Source organism: Leptolyngbya sp. GGD, assembly GCF_026735145.1.
GTDB lineage: Bacteria > Cyanobacteriota > Cyanobacteriia > Leptolyngbyales > Leptolyngbyaceae > Leptolyngbya > Leptolyngbya boryana.
In genome coordinates, this window is the sequence record NZ_JAPQKE010000004.1 from 143,136 (window position 1) to 161,984 (window position 18,849).

The 18,849-nt window shown below is 47.4% G+C and carries 22 protein-coding genes; 11 read left to right on the top strand and 11 right to left on the bottom strand.

What is annotated here, in order from left to right; all coding sequences use genetic code 11:
- Positions 1-5: 5 nt before the first annotated feature.
- The 7 genes from OU814_RS19825 to OU814_RS19855 form a co-directional block, all read right to left on the bottom strand.
- Positions 6-662 (bottom strand): V4R domain-containing protein, encoded by a 657-nt coding sequence (locus tag OU814_RS19825; protein WP_190647461.1) that lies wholly within the window; start codon positions 660-662, stop codon positions 6-8.
- Positions 662-1,159: a hypothetical protein gene (locus OU814_RS19830; protein ID WP_268241879.1), complete on the bottom strand. Its 498-nt coding sequence runs from the start codon at positions 1,157-1,159 to the stop codon at positions 662-664. The genes OU814_RS19825 and OU814_RS19830 overlap by 1 nt, the downstream gene beginning before the upstream one ends.
- A gap of 13 nt (positions 1,160-1,172) precedes the next feature.
- Positions 1,173-1,487, bottom strand: coding sequence for a hypothetical protein (locus tag OU814_RS19835; RefSeq protein ID WP_190647457.1), 315 nt, complete (start codon positions 1,485-1,487; stop codon positions 1,173-1,175).
- Positions 1,484-2,164 (bottom strand): V4R domain-containing protein, encoded by a 681-nt coding sequence (locus tag OU814_RS19840; protein WP_017286956.1) that lies wholly within the window; start codon positions 2,162-2,164, stop codon positions 1,484-1,486. The genes OU814_RS19835 and OU814_RS19840 overlap by 4 nt, the downstream gene beginning before the upstream one ends.
- A gap of 85 nt (positions 2,165-2,249) precedes the next feature.
- Positions 2,250-2,723 (bottom strand): phycobilisome protein, encoded by a 474-nt coding sequence (locus tag OU814_RS19845; RefSeq protein WP_190647455.1) that lies wholly within the window; start codon positions 2,721-2,723, stop codon positions 2,250-2,252.
- A gap of 60 nt (positions 2,724-2,783) precedes the next feature.
- On the bottom strand, positions 2,784-3,269 hold the full coding sequence (locus tag OU814_RS19850) for a 2Fe-2S iron-sulfur cluster-binding protein (RefSeq protein ID WP_017286958.1): 486 nt from the start codon (positions 3,267-3,269) through the stop codon (positions 2,784-2,786).
- A gap of 6 nt (positions 3,270-3,275) precedes the next feature.
- Positions 3,276-4,028 carry a hypothetical protein gene (locus OU814_RS19855; RefSeq protein WP_026148484.1) on the bottom strand — a complete coding sequence of 251 codons (753 nt, stop codon included), beginning with the start codon at positions 4,026-4,028 and terminating at the stop codon, positions 3,276-3,278.
- Positions 4,029-4,238: 210 nt separating this feature from the next.
- On the opposite strand from OU814_RS19855, the gene OU814_RS19860 reads away from it, so the two are divergent.
- The 4 genes from OU814_RS19860 (at position 4,239) to uraH (ending at position 7,519) form a co-directional block, all read left to right on the top strand.
- On the top strand, positions 4,239-5,261 hold the full coding sequence (locus OU814_RS19860; RefSeq protein ID WP_017286960.1) for a LysR family transcriptional regulator: 1,023 nt from the start codon (positions 4,239-4,241) through the stop codon (positions 5,259-5,261).
- 107 nt (positions 5,262-5,368) lie between these two features.
- Complete coding sequence (locus tag OU814_RS19865) at positions 5,369-5,818, top strand: salt stress protein, Slr1339 family (protein WP_017286961.1); 450 nt, start codon at positions 5,369-5,371, stop codon at positions 5,816-5,818.
- Between the two features lie 25 nt (positions 5,819-5,843).
- Positions 5,844-7,058, top strand: coding sequence for a lipid-A-disaccharide synthase-related protein (locus tag OU814_RS19870; protein ID WP_268241880.1), 1,215 nt, complete (start codon positions 5,844-5,846; stop codon positions 7,056-7,058).
- A gap of 101 nt (positions 7,059-7,159) precedes the next feature.
- Positions 7,160-7,519, top strand: coding sequence for a hydroxyisourate hydrolase (gene uraH, locus OU814_RS19875; RefSeq protein WP_268241881.1), 360 nt, complete (start codon positions 7,160-7,162; stop codon positions 7,517-7,519).
- On the opposite strand, the gene OU814_RS19880 is transcribed toward uraH, so the two are convergent.
- On the bottom strand, positions 7,516-8,223 hold the full coding sequence (locus OU814_RS19880; protein ID WP_268241882.1) for an SGNH/GDSL hydrolase family protein: 708 nt from the start codon (positions 8,221-8,223) through the stop codon (positions 7,516-7,518). The genes uraH and OU814_RS19880 overlap by 4 nt on opposite strands.
- A 361-nt stretch (positions 8,224-8,584) precedes the next feature.
- On the opposite strand from OU814_RS19880, the gene OU814_RS19885 reads away from it, so the two are divergent.
- The 3 genes from OU814_RS19885 (at position 8,585) to OU814_RS19895 (ending at position 11,912) form a co-directional block, all read left to right on the top strand.
- A complete protein-coding gene (locus OU814_RS19885; RefSeq protein ID WP_242044216.1) occupies positions 8,585-9,844 on the top strand; it encodes a glycoside hydrolase family 10 protein in 1,260 nt (419 codons plus the stop codon).
- Positions 9,845-9,922: 78 nt separating this feature from the next.
- Entirely contained in the window at positions 9,923-10,840 is a 918-nt protein-coding gene (locus OU814_RS19890) for a bifunctional riboflavin kinase/FAD synthetase (protein ID WP_017286966.1), read from the top strand.
- A 37-nt stretch (positions 10,841-10,877) separates the two neighbouring features.
- A complete protein-coding gene (locus tag OU814_RS19895) occupies positions 10,878-11,912 on the top strand; it encodes a molybdopterin-dependent oxidoreductase (RefSeq protein WP_268241883.1) in 1,035 nt (344 codons plus the stop codon).
- On the opposite strand, the gene OU814_RS19900 is transcribed toward OU814_RS19895, so the two are convergent.
- On the bottom strand, positions 11,909-12,688 hold the full coding sequence (locus OU814_RS19900) for a hypothetical protein (protein ID WP_017286970.1): 780 nt from the start codon (positions 12,686-12,688) through the stop codon (positions 11,909-11,911). The genes OU814_RS19895 and OU814_RS19900 overlap by 4 nt on opposite strands.
- 98 nt (positions 12,689-12,786) lie before the next feature.
- On the opposite strand from OU814_RS19900, the gene OU814_RS19905 reads away from it, so the two are divergent.
- From OU814_RS19905 to OU814_RS19915, 3 genes are read left to right on the top strand one after another with little or no spacing between them, the layout of a single operon-like run.
- A complete protein-coding gene (locus OU814_RS19905; RefSeq protein ID WP_268241884.1) occupies positions 12,787-13,542 on the top strand; it encodes an HAD family hydrolase in 756 nt (251 codons plus the stop codon).
- Between the two features lie 29 nt (positions 13,543-13,571).
- Positions 13,572-14,126 carry a thioredoxin family protein gene (locus OU814_RS19910; RefSeq protein WP_017286972.1) on the top strand — a complete coding sequence of 185 codons (555 nt, stop codon included), beginning with the start codon at positions 13,572-13,574 and terminating at the stop codon, positions 14,124-14,126.
- Between the two features lie 6 nt (positions 14,127-14,132).
- Positions 14,133-15,158, top strand: a complete 1,026-nt coding sequence (locus OU814_RS19915; protein WP_268241885.1) for an ABC transporter permease — start codon at positions 14,133-14,135, stop codon at positions 15,156-15,158.
- On the opposite strand, the gene OU814_RS19920 is transcribed toward OU814_RS19915, so the two are convergent.
- On the bottom strand, positions 15,155-15,757 hold the full coding sequence (locus tag OU814_RS19920) for a hypothetical protein (protein ID WP_268241886.1): 603 nt from the start codon (positions 15,755-15,757) through the stop codon (positions 15,155-15,157). The genes OU814_RS19915 and OU814_RS19920 overlap by 4 nt on opposite strands.
- 212 nt (positions 15,758-15,969) lie before the next feature.
- A complete protein-coding gene (locus OU814_RS19925; RefSeq protein ID WP_268241887.1) occupies positions 15,970-17,943 on the bottom strand; it encodes an amylo-alpha-1,6-glucosidase in 1,974 nt (657 codons plus the stop codon).
- A gap of 156 nt (positions 17,944-18,099) precedes the next feature.
- Between OU814_RS19925 and OU814_RS19930 the strand changes: the two genes are divergently transcribed.
- Positions 18,100-18,843, top strand: coding sequence for a sucrose-phosphate phosphatase (locus tag OU814_RS19930; RefSeq protein ID WP_268241888.1), 744 nt, complete (start codon positions 18,100-18,102; stop codon positions 18,841-18,843).
- Positions 18,844-18,849 lie beyond the last annotated feature (6 nt).

The window sequence follows — 18,849 nt, forward strand, 5'->3', positions numbered from 1 at the left end:
CCAAGCTAGACAAATAAACGAGGCAAAATTGATTCGTGGTCGAGTTGCTTATCGACTAATGCTTCAGCCACTTCTAGGCGTTTTTGCAGACCGATAATAAAGAGATTGCTTGCTGCTCCGAGCGATTCACATTGAGTCTGCACACAATGTAAATCCCGCCCTGCCAGCTGACTAAAAACCGATGCCAAAACGCCAGCTTCTAGAAAACACGACGGCACTTCAGCCTCGGTTGCAAGTCTTGCAAAAGGCGAATGTTGAGTTTCAACAATCAGAAACCCACGATCGTGATAGGTCTGATCTAAACTCAACTGACCCAGTCCGTAAGTAATCCAGCATTGCTTCAATGCCTGAAGAAAATCCGCCATCTGCATATCGACGAGCGGAGTTTCGTAGTACTCGCTCACCTCATCTCGAAAGCGATTGAAGAAATTTTTTCCCCACCAGCGTCCGCAATTAAACAACACTAGGCGAGAAGCTTGTCCTGTTTCCTTTGCCAAACCCGAGTAGATGGCTTGGATCAAAGTCTCGGGAAGTGCGAGTAAGCGATCGCCCCGACGACTTTCGAGCAATCCCATTTCTAGATCGCCGCGCACATAGACATCGCTCGCGTAATAGTTTGCGGGAAGACGATCGTGAATTAATAAATCGCGAACAGAAATCATTAGAAAATACCTGCAACAGTGAGCATTTCTTCTTCCTGGGCTGGAATAACAGGGTCAACAAGACTCAGAAAAGGTTCTAACAGCGCAACTTGCTGAGCATTGAGAGAGAACCGAAGCTGTTGCTGTATCAATCGGAAGAAGACAGCATTGATTTTTTGGTCTTGATGCAATGAGATCGCATCCTTGAGCCAACTCAGCAAGCGATTTTGTACATATTCGGCATCATTGAGCAACATTCCCATGGCACATTGACGCAGGATTAACATGCCATATTTGATCGTGCGCTCCAAAGCGGTTGTCTCAATGCTCGGCAGTTCGAGTTGCAGTTCATCGGCTGCGCGCTGAACTAAATCGATTTCATGATTGCGGAGGGCACGGTATGCACTCATGCGCTCTGAAATCGAAGCAACATATTGCCCGATCACTTGTAATTCTTCGGGTTTGAGATAGCGGTTCTCGGCTTCGTCAAATACGCCTTCAAGAGGAGATTGCATCATCGTTTTAGAGAAGTTAGAAGAGGTTAGAGAAATCAGTCAGAGTAAACTTACTCTCAGTTAGTTCATCAGATAAGCTTTCCGGTTCAGGAGCCACTGCCATCGTGACCGCTGGCGTTCCATCCCAACGCATTGCGGCAAAAAATTGCTTCACTTTTAGCTCAAACGAGAGTTCGGTCAGCACTTCAGGCGCGACGGCTTGCTCCAACATCGCGACTTCTTCAGCCGTCGAATACTGCGCTTGATTTTCCCAATTACAAGTCGTGAAAAAAGAATGAACGGAGGACTGTAGCCAATTCTGAGTATCTTGGGGAGCGAGTGACGAAATCATTTCAACTCTCCCGAACGTAACCGTTTTTCGATGTCTCTTGCGGTTGCACCTTCATTCAGCCAGAACGATGCCGCATCGATTCGCTCTTGCCCACCGAGCAAGAATTTACAGTAAGTCTCACCCATCGAATAGCATTGAATCTCAATACAGCTGAGTTGCTTTTTGACGAGTTCCGTGAAGAAACCTGAGAATAACCCTGCATACAAAAAGCAGACGGGTTTCCCAACATCGCCCAAGGTTCTCGCAACTGCCGAATCAAAGACATTGATGAACATAAACCCTTGTTTGCGATCGCCCAAATCGACTTCCCAACGTCCCCAACCTTGCGCCGTGAAAGGCCACCACCAAGTTTCGAGCAAAAACATCAAATTCGTCTGACGAATCGAGCGATCGTATTCTTTCTCAAACCACTTCTCGAAAAAGAAAGCGTCTTTTTGCCCCCACTCACACCCGATTGTGTACATGGTTGCGGCTGAGGCATCTCCGACTTCTTCTTCTAGCCCTTCGACTAAGCCAATGATAAAGTCTTCAGTTGTCAGAACGTTCTGACTATTATTCCAATCCACGATCGTGCCTTGATCGGGGTCGAACTGGAAAAAATCCTTGAAACCATAATGGTTGTGCTTTTTGGGATTTTTGAGTTTTGAGGGAGTTTGGTGAGCAAGGGAGAACGCCATAGTCGCGACAAGGGTGGAAGGACAAAAAGGAAGCAACAACAGGTTGCGCTGATAGTGGTCAGTGTGCCCAGAACAAGCTCTGAAATTAGACGGTTCCAAGCATTCGACGATTCACTTCCAGAATCGGCAGGATCAAATTGGCTTCACTCGGGGTGAGCACTTGTTTGACCACTTCTTGCATCACGGTATAAGTCACGCCACAGGATTTTTGAGCGTTGAAGGCACGCATAATGGTCTGAAACCAAAATAGAAATCGTTCTCTCAACGTTTCTGAATCATCCAACAGCATTGCGACGGCAGAATAGCGCAAAACTCTTAAAGTGTCGCGCTTCCATTTCGCTGTGACGTCCTCGCTCCCATTGCGGAGTAAGGTTGGATCGATCGCTCTCATTTTGGCGAGGACTTGTTGAACAATCGCAGCTTCGCTCGCTTGTAATTTTTGATAGGTTTGGACGCGCAATTCAAACGATCGAGCATACTCCGCCAAAAAACGAAGCTCCTCATCGGTCGCGTAACGTCCTTCGGTTGTTTGACTTAACCGTTGGATTTGGCTCAGCATAGGGGGTCGCAATTACAGCAATTACATTTGTATGCAGCGTTCCCGATTGGGTTAAGAGACTCACACTTCAGAGGAGTTTGAGAAATAATTCGACATATTGAAGGTGGTCGTATCTTCGATCTTTTTCATCATCGATCGCGTGATTAATTTGCCAGCTTCAACCAAAACTTGCCCGGTCAGAGGATGCAGCAAATCTTGTTCTGCTCTGCGTCCAATCAACGCTTCGATGTCTTTGATCGAATTGATATACATCCCTGGGGGCAGTTCGACGACGACTCCACTGCCGATGACTCTTGCCTGACATGCTAATCGCGAGTTTGTCTTGCACGATGTAATCACTTCTAATGTGCGTTGCTCTCGCCGATTTGTGGGAGTCAAAGCGTCCATGCCTGATTTGACATAGACATGACAGGTCGCACACATGCCGCGACCGCCGCATTCTTTGAGAACATCTAGATCTTTGTTGATTAGAACCGAGAGGAGATTCCCCATTGTTTCGACCGCACTCTCTTGGGCGATCGGTTCGAGGCGGACAGTTTTTACCATGATTTTTTAGGGCAAGAGGAGGGCTTTTTGCAAGTCGGTAAGCGCTTGCTGCTCGACTAAAGCGGCATAACCTCGCACAGCTTGCGAACAACGTTGAATAAAGCGGGCTATCCAACGTCGCAACACTTCGAGGTCTTGAGCAGTTACAGACTGTTCTAGGCTTGAGGGTTCCCCTAAAAAGATGATTTGCCCCGATCGCTCAATCTGAAATTGCTGGAACCATACATCGTCTAGACGGCTTGATTTCCAGTAGTTCGCAATGACGGCGATGCCTAAAAATCGTTGGGTAAACTCACTCAACTCGTTCATGACCTGCATGACATCCTTGAGTTTCGGATGGGCAGGAGACGGAAGCGGCGGAAGATTGCCAGTTTCGACTGTCGGATTCGTCGCGATCTCTAATGTCGAATTGGTTACGATCTCCAATGTCGGATTCGTCGCGATCGCGGAGCGCAGCACCGTAAAAGCAGAAATAAATTGTTCAGAATTTAAAGTATCGTTTTTAATCACTAAGGCAAGCAGATCAGAGTGCAATCGATGGAGTGCAATCTGGTACTCAGCGAAGTGAAACGCGAACCCATCATACTCCGGCGGAATCGTTGCCACGAGTTGCAAGATACTCTGGAGCAAATCAGATTTATTTCCTTCGGCAAAAGCAGGGTGGTGCGTATAAAAAACTGGCTCAGAGTGTCCACTTAGTAGGGCGATCCCCACGATTCCTGGTACATTCAGAAAGTCCCGTATAACTTCCTGGTTCATAAGCTGATCTACTCATCGTTCTGTACAATACTTGCCACATCTATTTTTTAGGGAGATGTAATTTGTGCGATAACGCAACGGACTTCAGGATAAGTTTACAATTTTTTGCATTTCCGGTCTTGCTTCCCAGTTTAGAGTGAACGCACTCACAGTTTGCTAAATTTGATTTCTTACTCGCTTTAAGCTCCCCACAACTTTAGGCTTAGCCGTATGTCTGACCTTCCTTTCACCCTTGATCAATTACGTATCCTAAGAGCGATCGCGTCTGAGGGTAGCTTTAAACGGGCCGCTGATAGTCTGTATGTGTCTCAGCCTGCCGTTAGTTTGCAAGTCCAGAATCTAGAACGGCAGTTGGATGTGCCCTTATTTGATCGGGGTGGGCGACGGGCGCAGTTAACGGAGGCAGGACATCTACTGTTAAATTATGGCGAGAAAATCCTAACGCTGTGTCAGGAAACGTGCCGGGCGATCGAGGATTTGCAAAATCTCCAGGGTGGCACTCTGATTATCGGAGCAAGTCAGACAACGGGAACCTATCTGCTGCCCAGAATGATTGGTCTGTTTCGTCAGCAATATCCAGATGTGGCGGTTCAGTTGCATGTGCATTCTACCCGCAGAACTTCCTGGAGTGTTGCCAATGGTCAAATTGATTTGGCGATTATTGGCGGTGAAATTTCTCCAGAACTTCAAGATTCATTGGAGATTATTCCCTATGCTGAGGATGAACTCGCGCTAATTTTACCTCCCAATCATGCATTGGCAAGGTTAGAGACGATTCAAAAAGATGATTTATATCGATTGCAGTTTATTGCCCTGGATTCGCAATCGACGATTCGGAAAGTCATTGATCAGGTGTTGGGGCGTTGTGGGATTGAGACACGCCGATTAAAGATCGAGATGGAACTCAATTCGATCGAGGCGATTAAGAATGCTGTTCAGTCTGGGCTAGGAGCTTCTTTTGTGTCAATTAGCGCGATCGAGAAAGAATTGCAGATGGGGATGTTGCATCGCGCTAAGATCGATGATGTCGTGGTGAAGCGGACTCTTTCAGTGATTATTAATCCGACTCGCTATCGATCAAAAGCAGCGGATGCGTTCTGTCGAGAGATACTGCCGAAGTTTACAAATCAGCCGATCGAGTTTGAGCGTCCGACTCCAGCTTTTCCAGAAACACAGAGTTTAAAGGCAATGCTTCAAGCAGCGAGTAATCGAGCGATTTCGGAGTTGGAATAAAGTCTGGCGGCATTGCGATGGGGTTTGTCTCAACAGCTTGTCGATCGCAGGTTTGGGCTGGACTAGAATTTAGTTGAGCTTTGATGAAATTCTGCACCCTCACGACTATGGACGAAATCGATCAGTTGTTGGCAAGTCTCCATCCCTCTCCACCTCCCCCTGCTTCAAGACCCTCTCCACCTGCTGCCAATTTCTCAACTCGATCGATCGAGGATCTTTTGTCTCAGATTGACGTGTCTGAGACTCGAACCGCGCGGTCTGCTGCACCTCCTCAGCAGTTAGTCGAGGAGATCAAAACAGAAAACTTACAACAGCAGGCAGAAGTGGCACGACAGGTCGAGTTAGATCGACAACAAAAACAGCAGCGTCGTGAGCAACTCAAACAGCAACGCCGCGCTGAATTAGCTGCACAAGCTGAACAATGGCTAAAATCTCTTCAGCCAAAATCATCAGAAGGGCGCTGGTTTGAGGAATTTGCTTGTCACTATTCGTCTCGCCTAGAAGCCGCAATCGATTATTTAGAAGCTCTGCAAGACATTACCCCGTCTTCGGATTGAGGATTTTTACTGTTTTGGAGCGACTATGCGTTTATTGTGCTTAAGTAATGGTCACGGGGAAGATACGATCGCCATTCGGATTCTTCAAGCTTTACAACAGAAATCAGATGTGACGATCGAAGCTTTACCGATCGTAGGCGAAGGCCATGCATATCAAAAAGCAGATATTCCAGTGATTGGCACCGTGAAAGTTATGCCATCCGGTGGATTTATTTATATGGATAACAAACAGCTCGTGAGAGACATACAAGGGGGATTAGTAAAATTAACACTTGAACAAATTAAAGCGATTCATACCTGGGCAAAATCAGGCGGGATGATTTTAGCCGTTGGCGATATTGTGCCGATGCTATTTGCCTGGACAAGTGGCTTGCCGTTTGCCTTTGTTGCGACCGCAAAATCTGAGTATTACTTGCGCGATGAGAATGGCTTTATTCCTCGAAAATCCTGGTGGGACGATCGATTAGAACGTTCCACGGGATGTATTTTTCAACCTTGGGATCGTTGGTTAATGAAACGCCCGCAGTGTAAGGCTGTTTTTCCGCGCGATCGCTTAACGGCTCAAGTTCTCAAGCGCTTTCATGTGCCAGCGTTTGATTTAGGCAATCCGATGATGGATGGCTTAGAGTGGTCGGGTGTAAAAGAGTCTGACTGTTTGACGATCGCGTTGATTCCCGGTTCGCGCCCGCCTGAATGTTTTGCCAATTGGGAATTAATGCTGCGCGCGCTCAATGCGATGATGGGCGATTTTCAACGTCCCATGCGATTTTTAAGCGCGATCGCGCCCGGAATCGATCTCGATCACCTGCATCATTTATTGCTAAGTTATCGCTGGATTTCTACAGAATCAAATATTTACGTTAATGGATACGGCGAGAAACAAGCCACACTCCAGTTAATGCCAGGGCGATTTGCAGAATGTATTCAGCGCAGTGAACTTGCGATCGCGATGGCGGGAACGGCGACTGAACAATTTATTGGACTTGGAAAGCCTGCATTCATCATGCCGGGAGAAGGTCCACAATTTACGCCCGCTTTTGCTGAAGCGCAAACTCGATTGCTAGGTGCCTCCGTTACCTTGGTTGAGCAACCCTCACAAATGGGGAATGCAGTGCGATCGCTGTTAGAAAATCCCGATCGCATTCAAATGATCGCCGACAATGGGCATCGACGTATGGGAGAACCGGGTGCAGCGGATCGAATTAGCGATCGTCTCCTCGAAATCTTGAAAACCTGCTAGATTTTGTACACTTCGGCAGTCATCATTTTAAAGTCCCCAAATTTAGGAATTTGAGGGACTAAAACCGTGAACCCCGACGCGAATCCATCCACATCAAACTCATGGGAAAACTGACTACTCACGTTCTAGATACCGCTCACGGCTGTCCTGCCGCAGATCTCAAGATTGAACTCTGGCAAATTGATTCGCAAACGGATCAGAAAACCTTGATTAAAACAGTTTTGACAAATTCAGATGGACGGACTGATAGCCCAATGTTGAATGAATCAGAGATCAACGTTGGCATCTATGAGCTAGTTTTCGCGATCGGCGAATACTTCGCCTCGAAATCCGCTCATCCTGTAGAGCCTGCATTTCTCGATCGCGTTCCCATCCGTTTCGGAATCGCAGATGCGACTGCCCATTATCACGTTCCACTGCTAGCTTCCCCGTGGTCGTACAGCACCTATCGAGGTAGTTAGCGCGAACTCACAGCCGAATTCAAAAGGTCGAGCAAAGCTTGACGATAAATGCGCTTGCCAGAATTATTTAAATGTACGCCATCTAAGGTGAGATCTCCCCGCAGCGCTCGATCGCGAAATAAGGGTTGAATCACGTCTATTCGCACCGTGACATCTTGCTCTGTTCCGACTTGACGAATCAAAGTGTTAATTTCATCGACACGTTCGAGTGTACCTGCCACATTTGGATTTTTACTCGCTTCAACCGTCGAGTAAAATGCAGGCAACAAGGTGATTTCCGATGCTCCTAATCCACGAGTTAACGTCACAATCTGGCGCAAATTATTTTTGAAATCGACATTGTTAATTGAATACATCGCGTCATTTGTGCCGATCGCAACGATCACGTTTTGGCACTGAATATTGCCTGCTTTAAGCTGCTTCAACTGTTCGAGAAGCGACACAGTACTCATGCCGCCCATCGCAAAGTTATAGTTTGATTGACCCAGCGAATTGCCCAATCCAGAAGAAATTGAATCCCCGAAAACGCAACCTGTATAACGCTTTCCCGTACTTGCAGTAATTTGAGAACTGACCTTAGAACGCCACCAGTCCACCGAAGGCAGCTTATCTACTTTCGGAGACGAAACCGCAGGCAAAACACAGGGCGAACTAGCAAGAAGTGTAAACCCAAAGAGTAAGCCAATTTTGAGCACACGCTTCATGCAAAAACACTCCAATCATCAATAATTTCTTTGACTTAGTATGGTAAATAAAAGTTCAGTACTTCGTATCCGTATTAGCACATTTCTCAGTCGCCCCAAGTTAGATTTTCCCAGAACCCTGAATCCCATCAGGGCGAATTCTGATATCCAGTCACCATAGAATTGTTCATTCCTCTTGGCAAGCGATCGGGCACTTCCAGAGAGAAAATGCGTCACGTCAGGTTGGGATCTGAAATTTTACAAAGTTTTGAGTTTACAAAGTTTTGATATTGCACGAAATCAGATCCCGATGCCCTTCCTCCATGCTTGTAAACTGTAGAGCTAGTGCATTTTGCCTGTTTTGATGTTGATTGAGTTGCTCATGATTAAGCTTCGATCCTGGTTCCGTCACTGGAGAAAAACGATTCTGATGCCGCTCTTTTTGGCATCTTTTATCACTGTTGTTTGGGCGAGTACTCCTGCAATCGCTCAGATGCAACGTCCTCTCCTGTTTCCTTCACAACCGACTCCGACCCCGACTGTTCAACCTTCACCCGTCGTTCCACAAATTCCTCGCACCGAGATTCGAGGTGTATGGCTGACGTTCAACGATCTCGATGTCATGAAAGATCGCACGAAAGTGCAGAACGCAGTGGATCAATTAGGACGCTTGAATTTCAATACGATTTATCCGGTGGTGTGGAATTCTGGCTATGTGACGTATCCCAGTGCAGTTGCCCAACGTCAGGGCATCCAGCCTTTTGTGTATCGTGGTTCAGATGGACATGACATTCTCGCGGATGTTGTCGATCGCGCCCGTCGTCGAGGCTTGCTCGTCGTTCCCTGGTTTGAGTTCGGATTCATGATTCCGTTCACGTCAGAACTCGCACTGAATCATCCAGACTGGCTGACTCAGCAGCGCAATGGCGACCAGACTTCCATCAGTGGAGCAGGCGAAGTGGCTTGGCTCAATCCCTTTCATCCTCAGGTGCAGCAGTTCATCACCGATTTAGTCTTAGAAGTGGTGACTCAGTACAACGTGGATGGGATTCAGTTTGATGACAATATGAGCCTGCCGCGTGAGTTTGGCTATGATGCTTACACCCGAGCGCTCTATAAGAGAGAGACAAAAAAAGACGTTCCCAATAATCCAGCGGATCAAGCTTGGATGCGTTGGCGAGCCAACAAAATTACGGCATTCATGGCGCAATTGAAGAAAGCCGTGAGAGACCGCAAACCCAATGCAATTTTCTCAATTTCACCTAACTATTATGACTTTGCCTACAAATTCCATTTGCAGGACTGGCTCGCTTGGGTTCGGCAAGGGATTGCAGATGAATTGATTGTGCAAGTGTACCGTCCGAATTTGCAAAGCTTCATTGAAAAGATTTCACGTCCTGAAATTCAAGAAGCCCAAAAACGAATCTCAACCGGGGTTGGGGTCTTCACAGGGCAAAGAACAAATCCCGTTTCGATTCGCCAAATTCAAGAGCAAACGCGAGCGGCTCAGGAACGAGGGTTAGGCGTTGCCTACTTCTATTACGAGAGCCTTTGGGATATTGCTCCGGAGCCTGCCAGCGATCGCCAAGCGGGATTCCAGGCGCTTTTCCCTGAACCTGCGACTCGACTCGCACAGTGGTAGATCGTGCAGGGGTAGATTTGTCTATTTTTAAGACTGTCTTCCAACTTTTGCGGATCGAAGTGTGTAAAAATGTGAAGCGTGTGGATAACTTCATCGCCGACTACTGCTTTAACTCCGACTGCCGTTGCCCTGGGAAACTTTGACGGTATCCATTTGGGGCATCGACAAGTCATTGCACCTGTGCTGGAAAATGACGGGATTGCCCGGACTACGGTTGTAACTTTTAGTCCACATCCGAAAGAATTTTTTACTGGAGAACCTCGATCGCTGCTCACGCCTCAAGAAGAGAAAGTGTTGCACCTAGAAGCGATCGGGGTTCAACAATTGGTGTTGCTGCCGTTTAACCGTGAACTGGCAAAGCTAACGCCGCAGCAATTTGTCGAAGAAATTTTGGTCAATCAGCTTCAGGCTCGACAGGTGAGTGTGGGGGCTGATTTTTGTTTTGGACATCGACGCACGGGAACGGCGGACGATCTGAAAGCGATCGCGGCAACGTTTGGGATTGGGGTAACGATCGTGCCGTTGTTACTCTTTCAAGGCAAGCGGATTAGTAGTTCAGCAATTCGAGAAGCGCTGTTGTCTGGAGATTTGCAGACTGCGAATCGAATGCTCGGCAGACCTTATCGACTGATTGGGCAGGTCGTAACGGGTCAACAACTGGGTCGAACGATCGGGTTTCCAACTGCGAATTTGCAGCTTTTAGGAGATAAGCTTGTACCTTGCCGGGGCGTGTATGCGGTGAGAGTGTCAGGGGCTGGAGAGACTTCGATTCTGGGTGTGATGAACATTGGCAATCGTCCGACAGTGAATGGTCTCAGTCAAACGATCGAGGTGCATTTGCTCGATTGGTCGGGTGATTTGTATGGAAAGACGCTGATTGTGGAGCTTGAGGAGTTTATTCGTCCTGAGCAAAAGTTTGCGTCACTAGAAGAGTTGAAGGCGCAGATTCAAGCAGATTGTGAAACAGCACGATCGACACTTGCTGCAATGAGTTAGCGATAATAAGTCTGAGATTTTACCTTGTGAGCTTGTTGTGAATCGTCGAGAACTTCTGAAATTATTAAGTCAAACTTCGGGCGGGCTGATTGCTGCAAGTGTTTTGGGTGGCTGTCAAGCTAAATCGATGGATTTACTCTTTTCGCTGGATCCGGCTGAAGCCCTGCCCGATCATTTGATCACGCCGCTTGGCGAATTTTATGTGCAATCTTATGCACTGCCTTCTCAGGTGAATGTTGAGAAATGGCAGTTGAAGATTGGGGGTGAAGTCAATGCACCTGTGACTTTGAACTTTCAAGATATTCTCAATGCGCCGCAAGAAGAGTTTTATCTAACGATGGAATGTATCGGCAATCCAGCAGGTGGGAATTTAATCGGGAATGCGAAATGGACAGGTACGCCATTGCTGCCGTTTTTGCAGAAAGCAGGTGTGAAAAAAAGCGCGATCGAGTTTGCGATGAAAGGCGCAGATTGGTATGAAACGACTTTACCTGTTGCAGAATTAATGCGTTCTGAAGTGCGATTAGTGCATCAAATGAATGGCACACCTTTAACGGCAGCACATGGCTATCCGGTTCGGATTATCATTCCGGGACATTTTGGGCAGAAGCAACCGAAATGGATCGTCGGAATTGATGCGATCGCCAAAACGAAGACCGGATTTTGGGAGAATCAAGGCTGGTCGAATACTGCCGAAATCCCAACTCATTCGTTGATGCGGCAAGTTCACGATTCTAGAGTCTGGAACAAGCAGCATCAAGTCAAACTCACCCGCGATAACTGGGAAAAAGGCGTTTTACTAGCAGGCGTTGCTTTGGATCGATCGACTGCGATCACGTCAATTCAAATCAGTACAGATGACGGTGTAACCTGGCAAGCTGCCGAGCAGAATCGTCCAGAATCGCCGCATGAATGGACATTGTGGCGCTATCTGTGGAAACCAACTCAGGCTGGAAAATATTCGCTATTAGCGCGCGCTAGCTCAGAACGACAGCAGCAAGCGATCGAGGATAAGAATAGTAAAGACGGAAGCTCTGGAATCCTGAAAATTCAAACTACTTTAGAAGCCTAGTTTTTACTCGCGATGCGATTTGTTCTGAAGGTGACGTTCGAGCCTTCTTGAGTCTGTTCTAAAACTAGGAGCGGCGTGGGTTTTGCATTTTGATCCCAGCGCATGTTCGCGATTCTGCCTTGAATCGCAGGTTGCCACGTATCATTTTCATGCGTGGGGCTGAGGAAGGTTTCAAAGCAATCAATGATTTGATTGATCGTCACAGAAGTCGGCTGAGTTGGAAGTTTGAGAATTTTGATTTGAATCCGAAACAGGACGCGAGTCGATTGAGCCGATTCGCCAGATTTGTACAAGACATCAAAGATCTCATCGACTTGGCGACCTGTGCTCGCAATTCCAATTTCTCCCTGATTTGCTTGAGTCGGGCGGAGTGCCAATGTAATTTTGTCTTTGACTCTGATTTTGATTTGATTGACGATCGCGAAATGGAAGACCTCTTCTGCCATTCTCATCCGCAGATAGTCGAGGTTAAATTCACGCGAGTGAATCAGATCGGGGTTGCGCTCCATTTTCCCCATCATTTCCACCGCATATTTCAGCTTTTTCTGAATTTCGCGATTTTTAACGATCTCAAACTTCACCTGTTTCTTCAGCTTATTCGCCTGCAGTGTCGAGAAAACCCCTAAAACGATCAGCAGTAAAAACAGCCCGCCGGAGGTCATCATCCAAACATTACCGCCAGCAGGAGAATTCGGACGAGCAGGCTGACTCGATGCAGATTGAGTTTTGACAGGCTTTGCAGCAGTCTGAGCCAAAAGGGGGGACACCATCGACATAAGACGTTTTTACAGGAAGAGGTGGTCGATTCCAGAATGCCCCGATGTCACTGGGAACTTGATAATTTGTACACAAATCAAGTCAGGATTTTTTTGAAATGACACCACTCGATTGTGCTGAAAATTTACACCGAATTCGATTAATTGCAACAGATATGGATGGAACGCTGACCATTCAGGAAAAATTCAGCACGAAACTGTTAGCAGCCTTTGATCGATGCCATCACGCTGGAATTCAAATCCTTGTGGTGACGGGGCGATCGGCAGGTTGGGTGAGCAGCTTAGCGAATTATTTGCCGATCTGGGGTGCGATCGCAGAGAATGGCGGCTTGTTTTATCGCGGTGAAACTCAAGAATTCCTTGTCCCAATTCTCGATGTGAATTTGCATCGTCAGAAATTAGCAGAGATGTTTGCCGAGTTGCAGACTCATTTTCCTAATCTGCAAGAATCGAGTGATAATGCCTTTCGGCGAACAGATTGGACATTTGATGTGGCAGATTTGACGTTAGAAGAACTCGAACGCATCAATCTCCTGTGCCAAACCAAAGGTTGGGGCTTCACATACAGCACGATTCAATGTCACCTGAAACTGGTAGCACAAAGCAAAGCATTGGGATTGAGCCGAATTTTAGAGCATGACTTTACCCACTACGATCGCGAACAGATTGCCACGATCGGCGACAGTCCCAACGACGAAAGTTTATTTGATGCAAGCCAGTTTCCCATCTCGATTGGAGTTGCGAATCTGAAGCGTTATCAGAATCAACTTCAGCATTTGCCGACTTATGTAACGATCGCAGAAGAAGGCAATGGATTTTGCGAATTCGTCGATGCTGTCTTAAAGGGTCGGTAAACTATAGAAAATTGCTGATATCAGAAATCATGGAATCCTCAACCCCAAATCGTATCCGAAACTTTCTTATTGCCATCGTTGCAATCACTCTTTCGGTTGCCGTCGCACTTGGGCTGAAAACTCAAACTACAGGCGTTTCGCTGAATGCGATGTCTGCCGAGGCAGTTCCGCTGGAAGTGGCACTCACCAATGGCAACCCAACGCTGATGGAGTTTTACGCCAATTGGTGTACAAGCTGTCAGGCAATGGCTCCCGAACTCAAATCGTTAAAAGATAGCTACGGCGATCGCATTAATTTCGTCATGCTGAATGTGGATAACGAGAAATGGTTGCCAGAGATTTTGTCGTATCGCGTCGATGGTATTCCGCATTTCGTTTATCTGAATGACAAAGGAACCGCGATCGCGCAAGCAATTGGGGAACAACCACGCACCATTATTGAAGAAAATCTGGTAGCGTTATCTTCTGGTTCAGATTTACCTCACGCTCAGAGTATTGGACAAACTTCGGCGTTCTCATCGCCCGTTGGAACCAAGCCAAGCGATCCGCGAGGTCATGGCAGCCAGGTTGTTGAAAAATCATAGAAAGCTATGTCTCGATCGAGTGCGTTACGCTACTACGTTTTATCTCGTCTATTGATGGCTCCGCTGATGCTCTGGCTGATTACGACGATCGTATTTCTGCTGCTGAGAGCCACGCCTGGGGATACAGTTGATGCCATGCTAGGCACTCGGGCATCGCAAGCCGCAAAAGACGAGTTGCGGGCGCAGCTTGGATTGAACAAATCTTTGCTATTTCAATACTTTGATTATATTGGAGCGCTCTTGCGCTTCGATTTGGGTAAGTCTTTGACGACTCAAGGACAATCAGTTTGGGAAATTATTGGCAAGTTCTTTCCGGCAACGGTTGAACTAACAATCGTCGGTTTAGCGATCGCGCTCGTTGTCGGCATAACCGTCGGCGCGATCTCTGCCTCACGTCCGAATAGTTCACTCGATGCGACGGGTCGGCTGTTTGGCATTATTACGTACTCCATTCCGATGTTTTGGTTTGGAATGGTCTTGCAGCTAATTTTTTCAGTCGGTTTGGGATGGTTTCCATTGGGGACTCGATTCCCAGTGACGATCAGCCCGCCGACGAATGTCACGGGTTTATATACGATTGATAGTTTGCTGAGTGGAAATTTCGAGCAATTTGCGATCGCGATTTACTATCTCGCCTTACCTTCGATCACCTTAGGGGTGCTGATTAGTGGGATTTTTGAGCGAATTGTGCGCGTCAATCTTAGGCAGACTTTGCAAGCCGAATATGTCGAAGCGGCACGCGCAAGAGGAATCCCAGAATCGAAAATCCTGATCAATCACGCGTTGAAAAATGCAATGATTCCAGTGATTACAATTCTGGGGCTGACGCTGGCTGCGTTGTTAGGAGGAGCAATTCTCACCGAAGTGACATTCTCTTGGCCGGGACTTGCAAATCGCTTGTACCGAGCCATTAATCAAAGAGACTATCCCACGGTGCAAGGCATTGTCGTTTTCTTTGCGGCAATTGTGTCGATCGCGAGTATTGCGATCGACATTATCAATGCTTATATTGATCCACGAATCCGCTACTAGCGAGGCAGACAAGCAACCGGAATCGGGTTAGACGAGGTGCGAATCGCAGTTTCATTCAAATTCCGCGATGCGATCAAGTTCTGACCTTCTCGGTAAGCTTCGAGATTCATCATAGCTTCGTGCCCTGAAGTTCCAGCAGGACCATTGTTGCGGAATGCGATCGCAGCACTGCGGTTATTTGCATCAAACTGACGGTGCTGAGGCGAGCCTGCGGCTTGCAGAACTGTATTATATTGAGTCGAACTAATCGTTTCTGCATTCATCGACTGCTCCATGTTCGTCGAACTTGGAGATTGATTCACACTCGAAGGCGAAGGGGGAACTGCACCATTTCCGAGTGGAACTGAGGTATTTCCTTGAATGCCGCTTGATGCCGTATCGTAGCTCGAAGGAGAGGTCTGATTAGAAGCGCCAGAAGACGAGGTTTGATTGGAATAATTGGAAGAAGATTGAGTATCCACTGGACCTCCAACTCCACCATTAATATAAGCTGAGCACTCCGCAGCAGTAGGAGCAGATTGTGCGAAAACAGGGAGTGCCATCAATGCGGCTGTACCTGTTGCACTGAGGGTTGCCAAGGTGCGTTGTAAAAGATTCATTTTTCTCCTCGAAGGTCGTTAGATGTGAATTTTTTGTAATGATAGATACGCTATTACTGTAGAAATTCAATCTACGATCGCCCTCTGTCTTCTGGCATTGATGCTAATCTGCCAAGAGTTAGAAACGGTACCAACAAATCTAATCCAACTTTAATTGTGAGAATTGAGAGCCTGAATTACAGCCTCGCTCATGCATTCTGTCGATCGATGATTTAGCTCTTGGCTAAAGTAATCCAAGCTCGTAAGACTTCTGCAACCGTCCAGGCTTGAGCGAAACACCCCTGTGGCATCATCGGTGCGTCTCCATCGAAAATTTCGCTGAGGCTGCCTAAGCCTTGATTACGCAGATGGTTTGCCATCGGTTCGAGAAATTCTCGGGCTTTGACCGGATCACCATACACTCGATGATGCGCGATCGCAAACGATCCAATCAACCAGCCCCAGACTGTGCCCTGATGGTAAGCTCCATCTCGTTGAACTGAGTCGCCGCTGTACCGTCCTCGATAGTTCGCATCGCGTGGATCAAGCGATCGTAATCCGTAAGATGTGAGCAGCGATCGCGAACAAGCATCGACCACGCCTTTCTGCTGATTCACATTCAATGGACTTTCCGGCAGAGAAACCGTAAAAATCTGATTCGGGCGCAGTGAGGCATCGTTGCCCTCAGGTGAATCGAGAACATCGTAGCAGTAGCCTGCCTCTGCATTCCAAAAGCGTTCAAAGCGGGCAAGCACTCGTTCTGCCATCGCGTCATATTCTCGGTAAGGTTTCCCGAGTTGCCGAGCGAATTTTGCCATAATTCGCAGCGCATTGTACCAAAGAGCATTGACCTCGATCGGTTTACCAATCCGAGGCGTAACCACCCAATCTCCAACTTTGGCATCCATCCAGGTCAATTGAGTTCCAGCTTCTCCGGCATACAGCAAGCCATCGGCTGAATCTAAGTGAATGTTGTACCGAGTCCCACGACAATGCCAATCGATAATTTCAGACAGCATGGGAAATAAATTATCGATTACATCATGATCTTCGGTTGCATTGTAGTAATCAAAAATCGCGATGAAGTACCATAACGTTGCATCGACAGTATTGTATTCAGGAATTTCTCCAGCATCAGGGAAACGATTCGGAAGCATCCCTTGATCGAGATATTGCGCGAACGTGTAGAGAATCGATCGGGCAATTTCTACTCGTCCGGTTGCTAGCGTTAAGCCCGAAAGACTAATCATCGTATCGCGTCCCCAGTCTCCAAACCAGGGATATCCCGCAATGATGGTTTTCCCATTCGGAGCACGATTCACAATGAACTGATCTGCCGCAAGTACCAGTTGGCGCACCCAAATGGGAGAGGTTTCGACTTGTTTGACGCGATCGAGTCGCCAGCAGTCAAACAGTCTTTGTTCATGATTATGCTGGGCGCGTAGGGCAGTTTCGCCATCAAGATTCGGATTCGCTTCTGTACTCGTAATGAAGGTAAGCGACTGACCAGGATAGAGCGTGGTTTGAAATGTTGCAGCATGCAGATGATCTTCTCGATCGCTGAGTCCTCGCGATCGCTCAACGGCTAAATCAAATCCGTAGTACCAATCATGAAAGGCTGTGACGCTCGCACCTCGGCAGATTAAAAAGAAAGGCGTTGCATCAGGATAGGCAGAGAGCTTCAAACCATGCTCAATTTCATCTATTTCCATTTGCCAACCATTTCCATTGGTATTACCGTGATAATCCCGATAATTTACAAATGTCTTGAACGTCAGCGTTAACGGCTGTGTTGCACGATGTAATTGATAGTGAACGTAGGTTGTGTTTTCACCTTGCTGCATCCAGATGCGTTTTTCGAGGATGGCATCGCCGCAAGCGTATCGCCAAACCGGAACCGTTCCTTCGAGAAAAAAGCGTTCAAGATGTCGGTATCCGTGCGGGCCAACAATTCCATCTGACCAACGATTTGTGCTGAGCGGGTAAACATCTTCACCGTATCGAACGGACTCATCCAGCTTTGTCACCAGCAGTGTGCGATCGAGGGGAGGCTTGAGTGCTGCAATCAGGAGTCCGTGATAGCGGCGGGTGAGAACCCCTGCGATCGTGCCGGATGCAAATCCACCAATTCCGTTTGTGACCAACCATTCTCGTGTTTCCGCAGACGGCAGAACCCCGCAAATTTCCCGCCCAAAATCAATGACCATAAAAATAATCTAGCCAGCCTAATGATTCTAGGAGACGGTCGCAAAGAAGGAGCAGTTTCGCTACAAGAAATTCGGATTTCAAAGCTCAATCTTGGGAATCAAGATATTTTTGCAGTTGAGATCTAAACTCGTACAGTGGCAGTTATGAGGTGAAATGTGTCGCCGTTTTTATTTGTGACTGATTTGGATCATACGTTGGTGGGCGATGACTTCGCTCACGAAGCCTTGAATGAGTGGTTGCTAGAAGCGCGATCGCACGGCAGCAAAATTGTGTATTCGACCGGGCGATCGCTAGCGCTGTACCGAGAGTTAGCAGCCGAAGCGCCGCTGTTTGAACCCGATTTGCTGATTGCCGCCGTTGGTACTGCGATCTATACAGATTTAGCAGGAGAGCCGGATGCAACTTGGTCAGAAAAGCTCAAAATCGGGTGGAATGTTGAACAGGTCAGAGCAACCACAGCACATTTCGCCGATCTTGTCCTGCAACCGGATACCGAGCAGAGCGAATTTAAGGTTAGCTTTTTCTTGACGGAAGAAGCATCGATCGAGCTTTTACCACAACTCGATACGCTGCTCACCCAGCAAGGTTTAGACGTACAACTGATTTACAGTAGCGGCAGAGACTTAGACATATTGCCCCGTCATGCGAATAAGGGATCGGCTTTGACCTTTGTGCGGCAGACCTTAAATTTTGCACCTGAAGCAACGATCGTGTGTGGCGATTCGGGGAATGATATTGCTTTATTTGCGGTCGGAGAAGAACGCGGCATCATTGTCGGCAATGCTCAAGCAGAACTGCTCGCTTGGCATCGAGATCATCCGATTCCGCATCATTATCTGGCTCAATCTCATTGTGCTGCTGGCATCTTAGAAGGGCTAAAATACTTCGGCTTTCAGTAAAAATTC

Bases quoted from the DNA above. Each gene is read 5' to 3' on its own strand.
- OU814_RS19835 (WP_190647457.1), bottom strand. From the start codon at position 1,487: ATGATTTCGTCACTCGCTCCCCAAGATACTCAGAATTGGCTACAGTCC.
- OU814_RS19825 (WP_190647461.1), bottom strand. From the start codon at position 662: ATGATTTCTGTTCGCGATTTATTAATTCACGATCGTCTTCCCGCAAAC.
- uraH (WP_268241881.1), top strand. From the start codon at position 7,160: ATGGGAAAACTGACTACTCACGTTCTAGATACCGCTCACGGCTGTCCT.
- OU814_RS19855 (WP_026148484.1), bottom strand. From the start codon at position 4,028: ATGAACCAGGAAGTTATACGGGACTTTCTGAATGTACCAGGAATCGTG.
- OU814_RS19915 (WP_268241885.1), top strand. From the start codon at position 14,133: ATGTCTCGATCGAGTGCGTTACGCTACTACGTTTTATCTCGTCTATTG.
- OU814_RS19845 (WP_190647455.1), bottom strand. From the start codon at position 2,723: ATGCTGAGCCAAATCCAACGGTTAAGTCAAACAACCGAAGGACGTTAC.
- OU814_RS19885 (WP_242044216.1), top strand. From the start codon at position 8,585: ATGATTAAGCTTCGATCCTGGTTCCGTCACTGGAGAAAAACGATTCTG.
- OU814_RS19925 (WP_268241887.1), bottom strand. From the start codon at position 17,943: ATGGTCATTGATTTTGGGCGGGAAATTTGCGGGGTTCTGCCGTCTGCG.
- OU814_RS19920 (WP_268241886.1), bottom strand. From the start codon at position 15,757: ATGAATCTTTTACAACGCACCTTGGCAACCCTCAGTGCAACAGGTACA.
- OU814_RS19830 (WP_268241879.1), bottom strand. From the start codon at position 1,159: ATGATGCAATCTCCTCTTGAAGGCGTATTTGACGAAGCCGAGAACCGC.
- OU814_RS19900 (WP_017286970.1), bottom strand. From the start codon at position 12,688: ATGTCGATGGTGTCCCCCCTTTTGGCTCAGACTGCTGCAAAGCCTGTC.
- OU814_RS19880 (WP_268241882.1), bottom strand. From the start codon at position 8,223: ATGAAGCGTGTGCTCAAAATTGGCTTACTCTTTGGGTTTACACTTCTT.
- OU814_RS19870 (WP_268241880.1), top strand. From the start codon at position 5,844: ATGCGTTTATTGTGCTTAAGTAATGGTCACGGGGAAGATACGATCGCC.
- OU814_RS19910 (WP_017286972.1), top strand. From the start codon at position 13,572: ATGGAATCCTCAACCCCAAATCGTATCCGAAACTTTCTTATTGCCATC.
- OU814_RS19840 (WP_017286956.1), bottom strand. From the start codon at position 2,164: ATGGCGTTCTCCCTTGCTCACCAAACTCCCTCAAAACTCAAAAATCCC.
- OU814_RS19850 (WP_017286958.1), bottom strand. From the start codon at position 3,269: ATGGTAAAAACTGTCCGCCTCGAACCGATCGCCCAAGAGAGTGCGGTC.
- OU814_RS19860 (WP_017286960.1), top strand. From the start codon at position 4,239: ATGTCTGACCTTCCTTTCACCCTTGATCAATTACGTATCCTAAGAGCG.
- OU814_RS19865 (WP_017286961.1), top strand. From the start codon at position 5,369: ATGGACGAAATCGATCAGTTGTTGGCAAGTCTCCATCCCTCTCCACCT.
- OU814_RS19905 (WP_268241884.1), top strand. From the start codon at position 12,787: ATGACACCACTCGATTGTGCTGAAAATTTACACCGAATTCGATTAATT.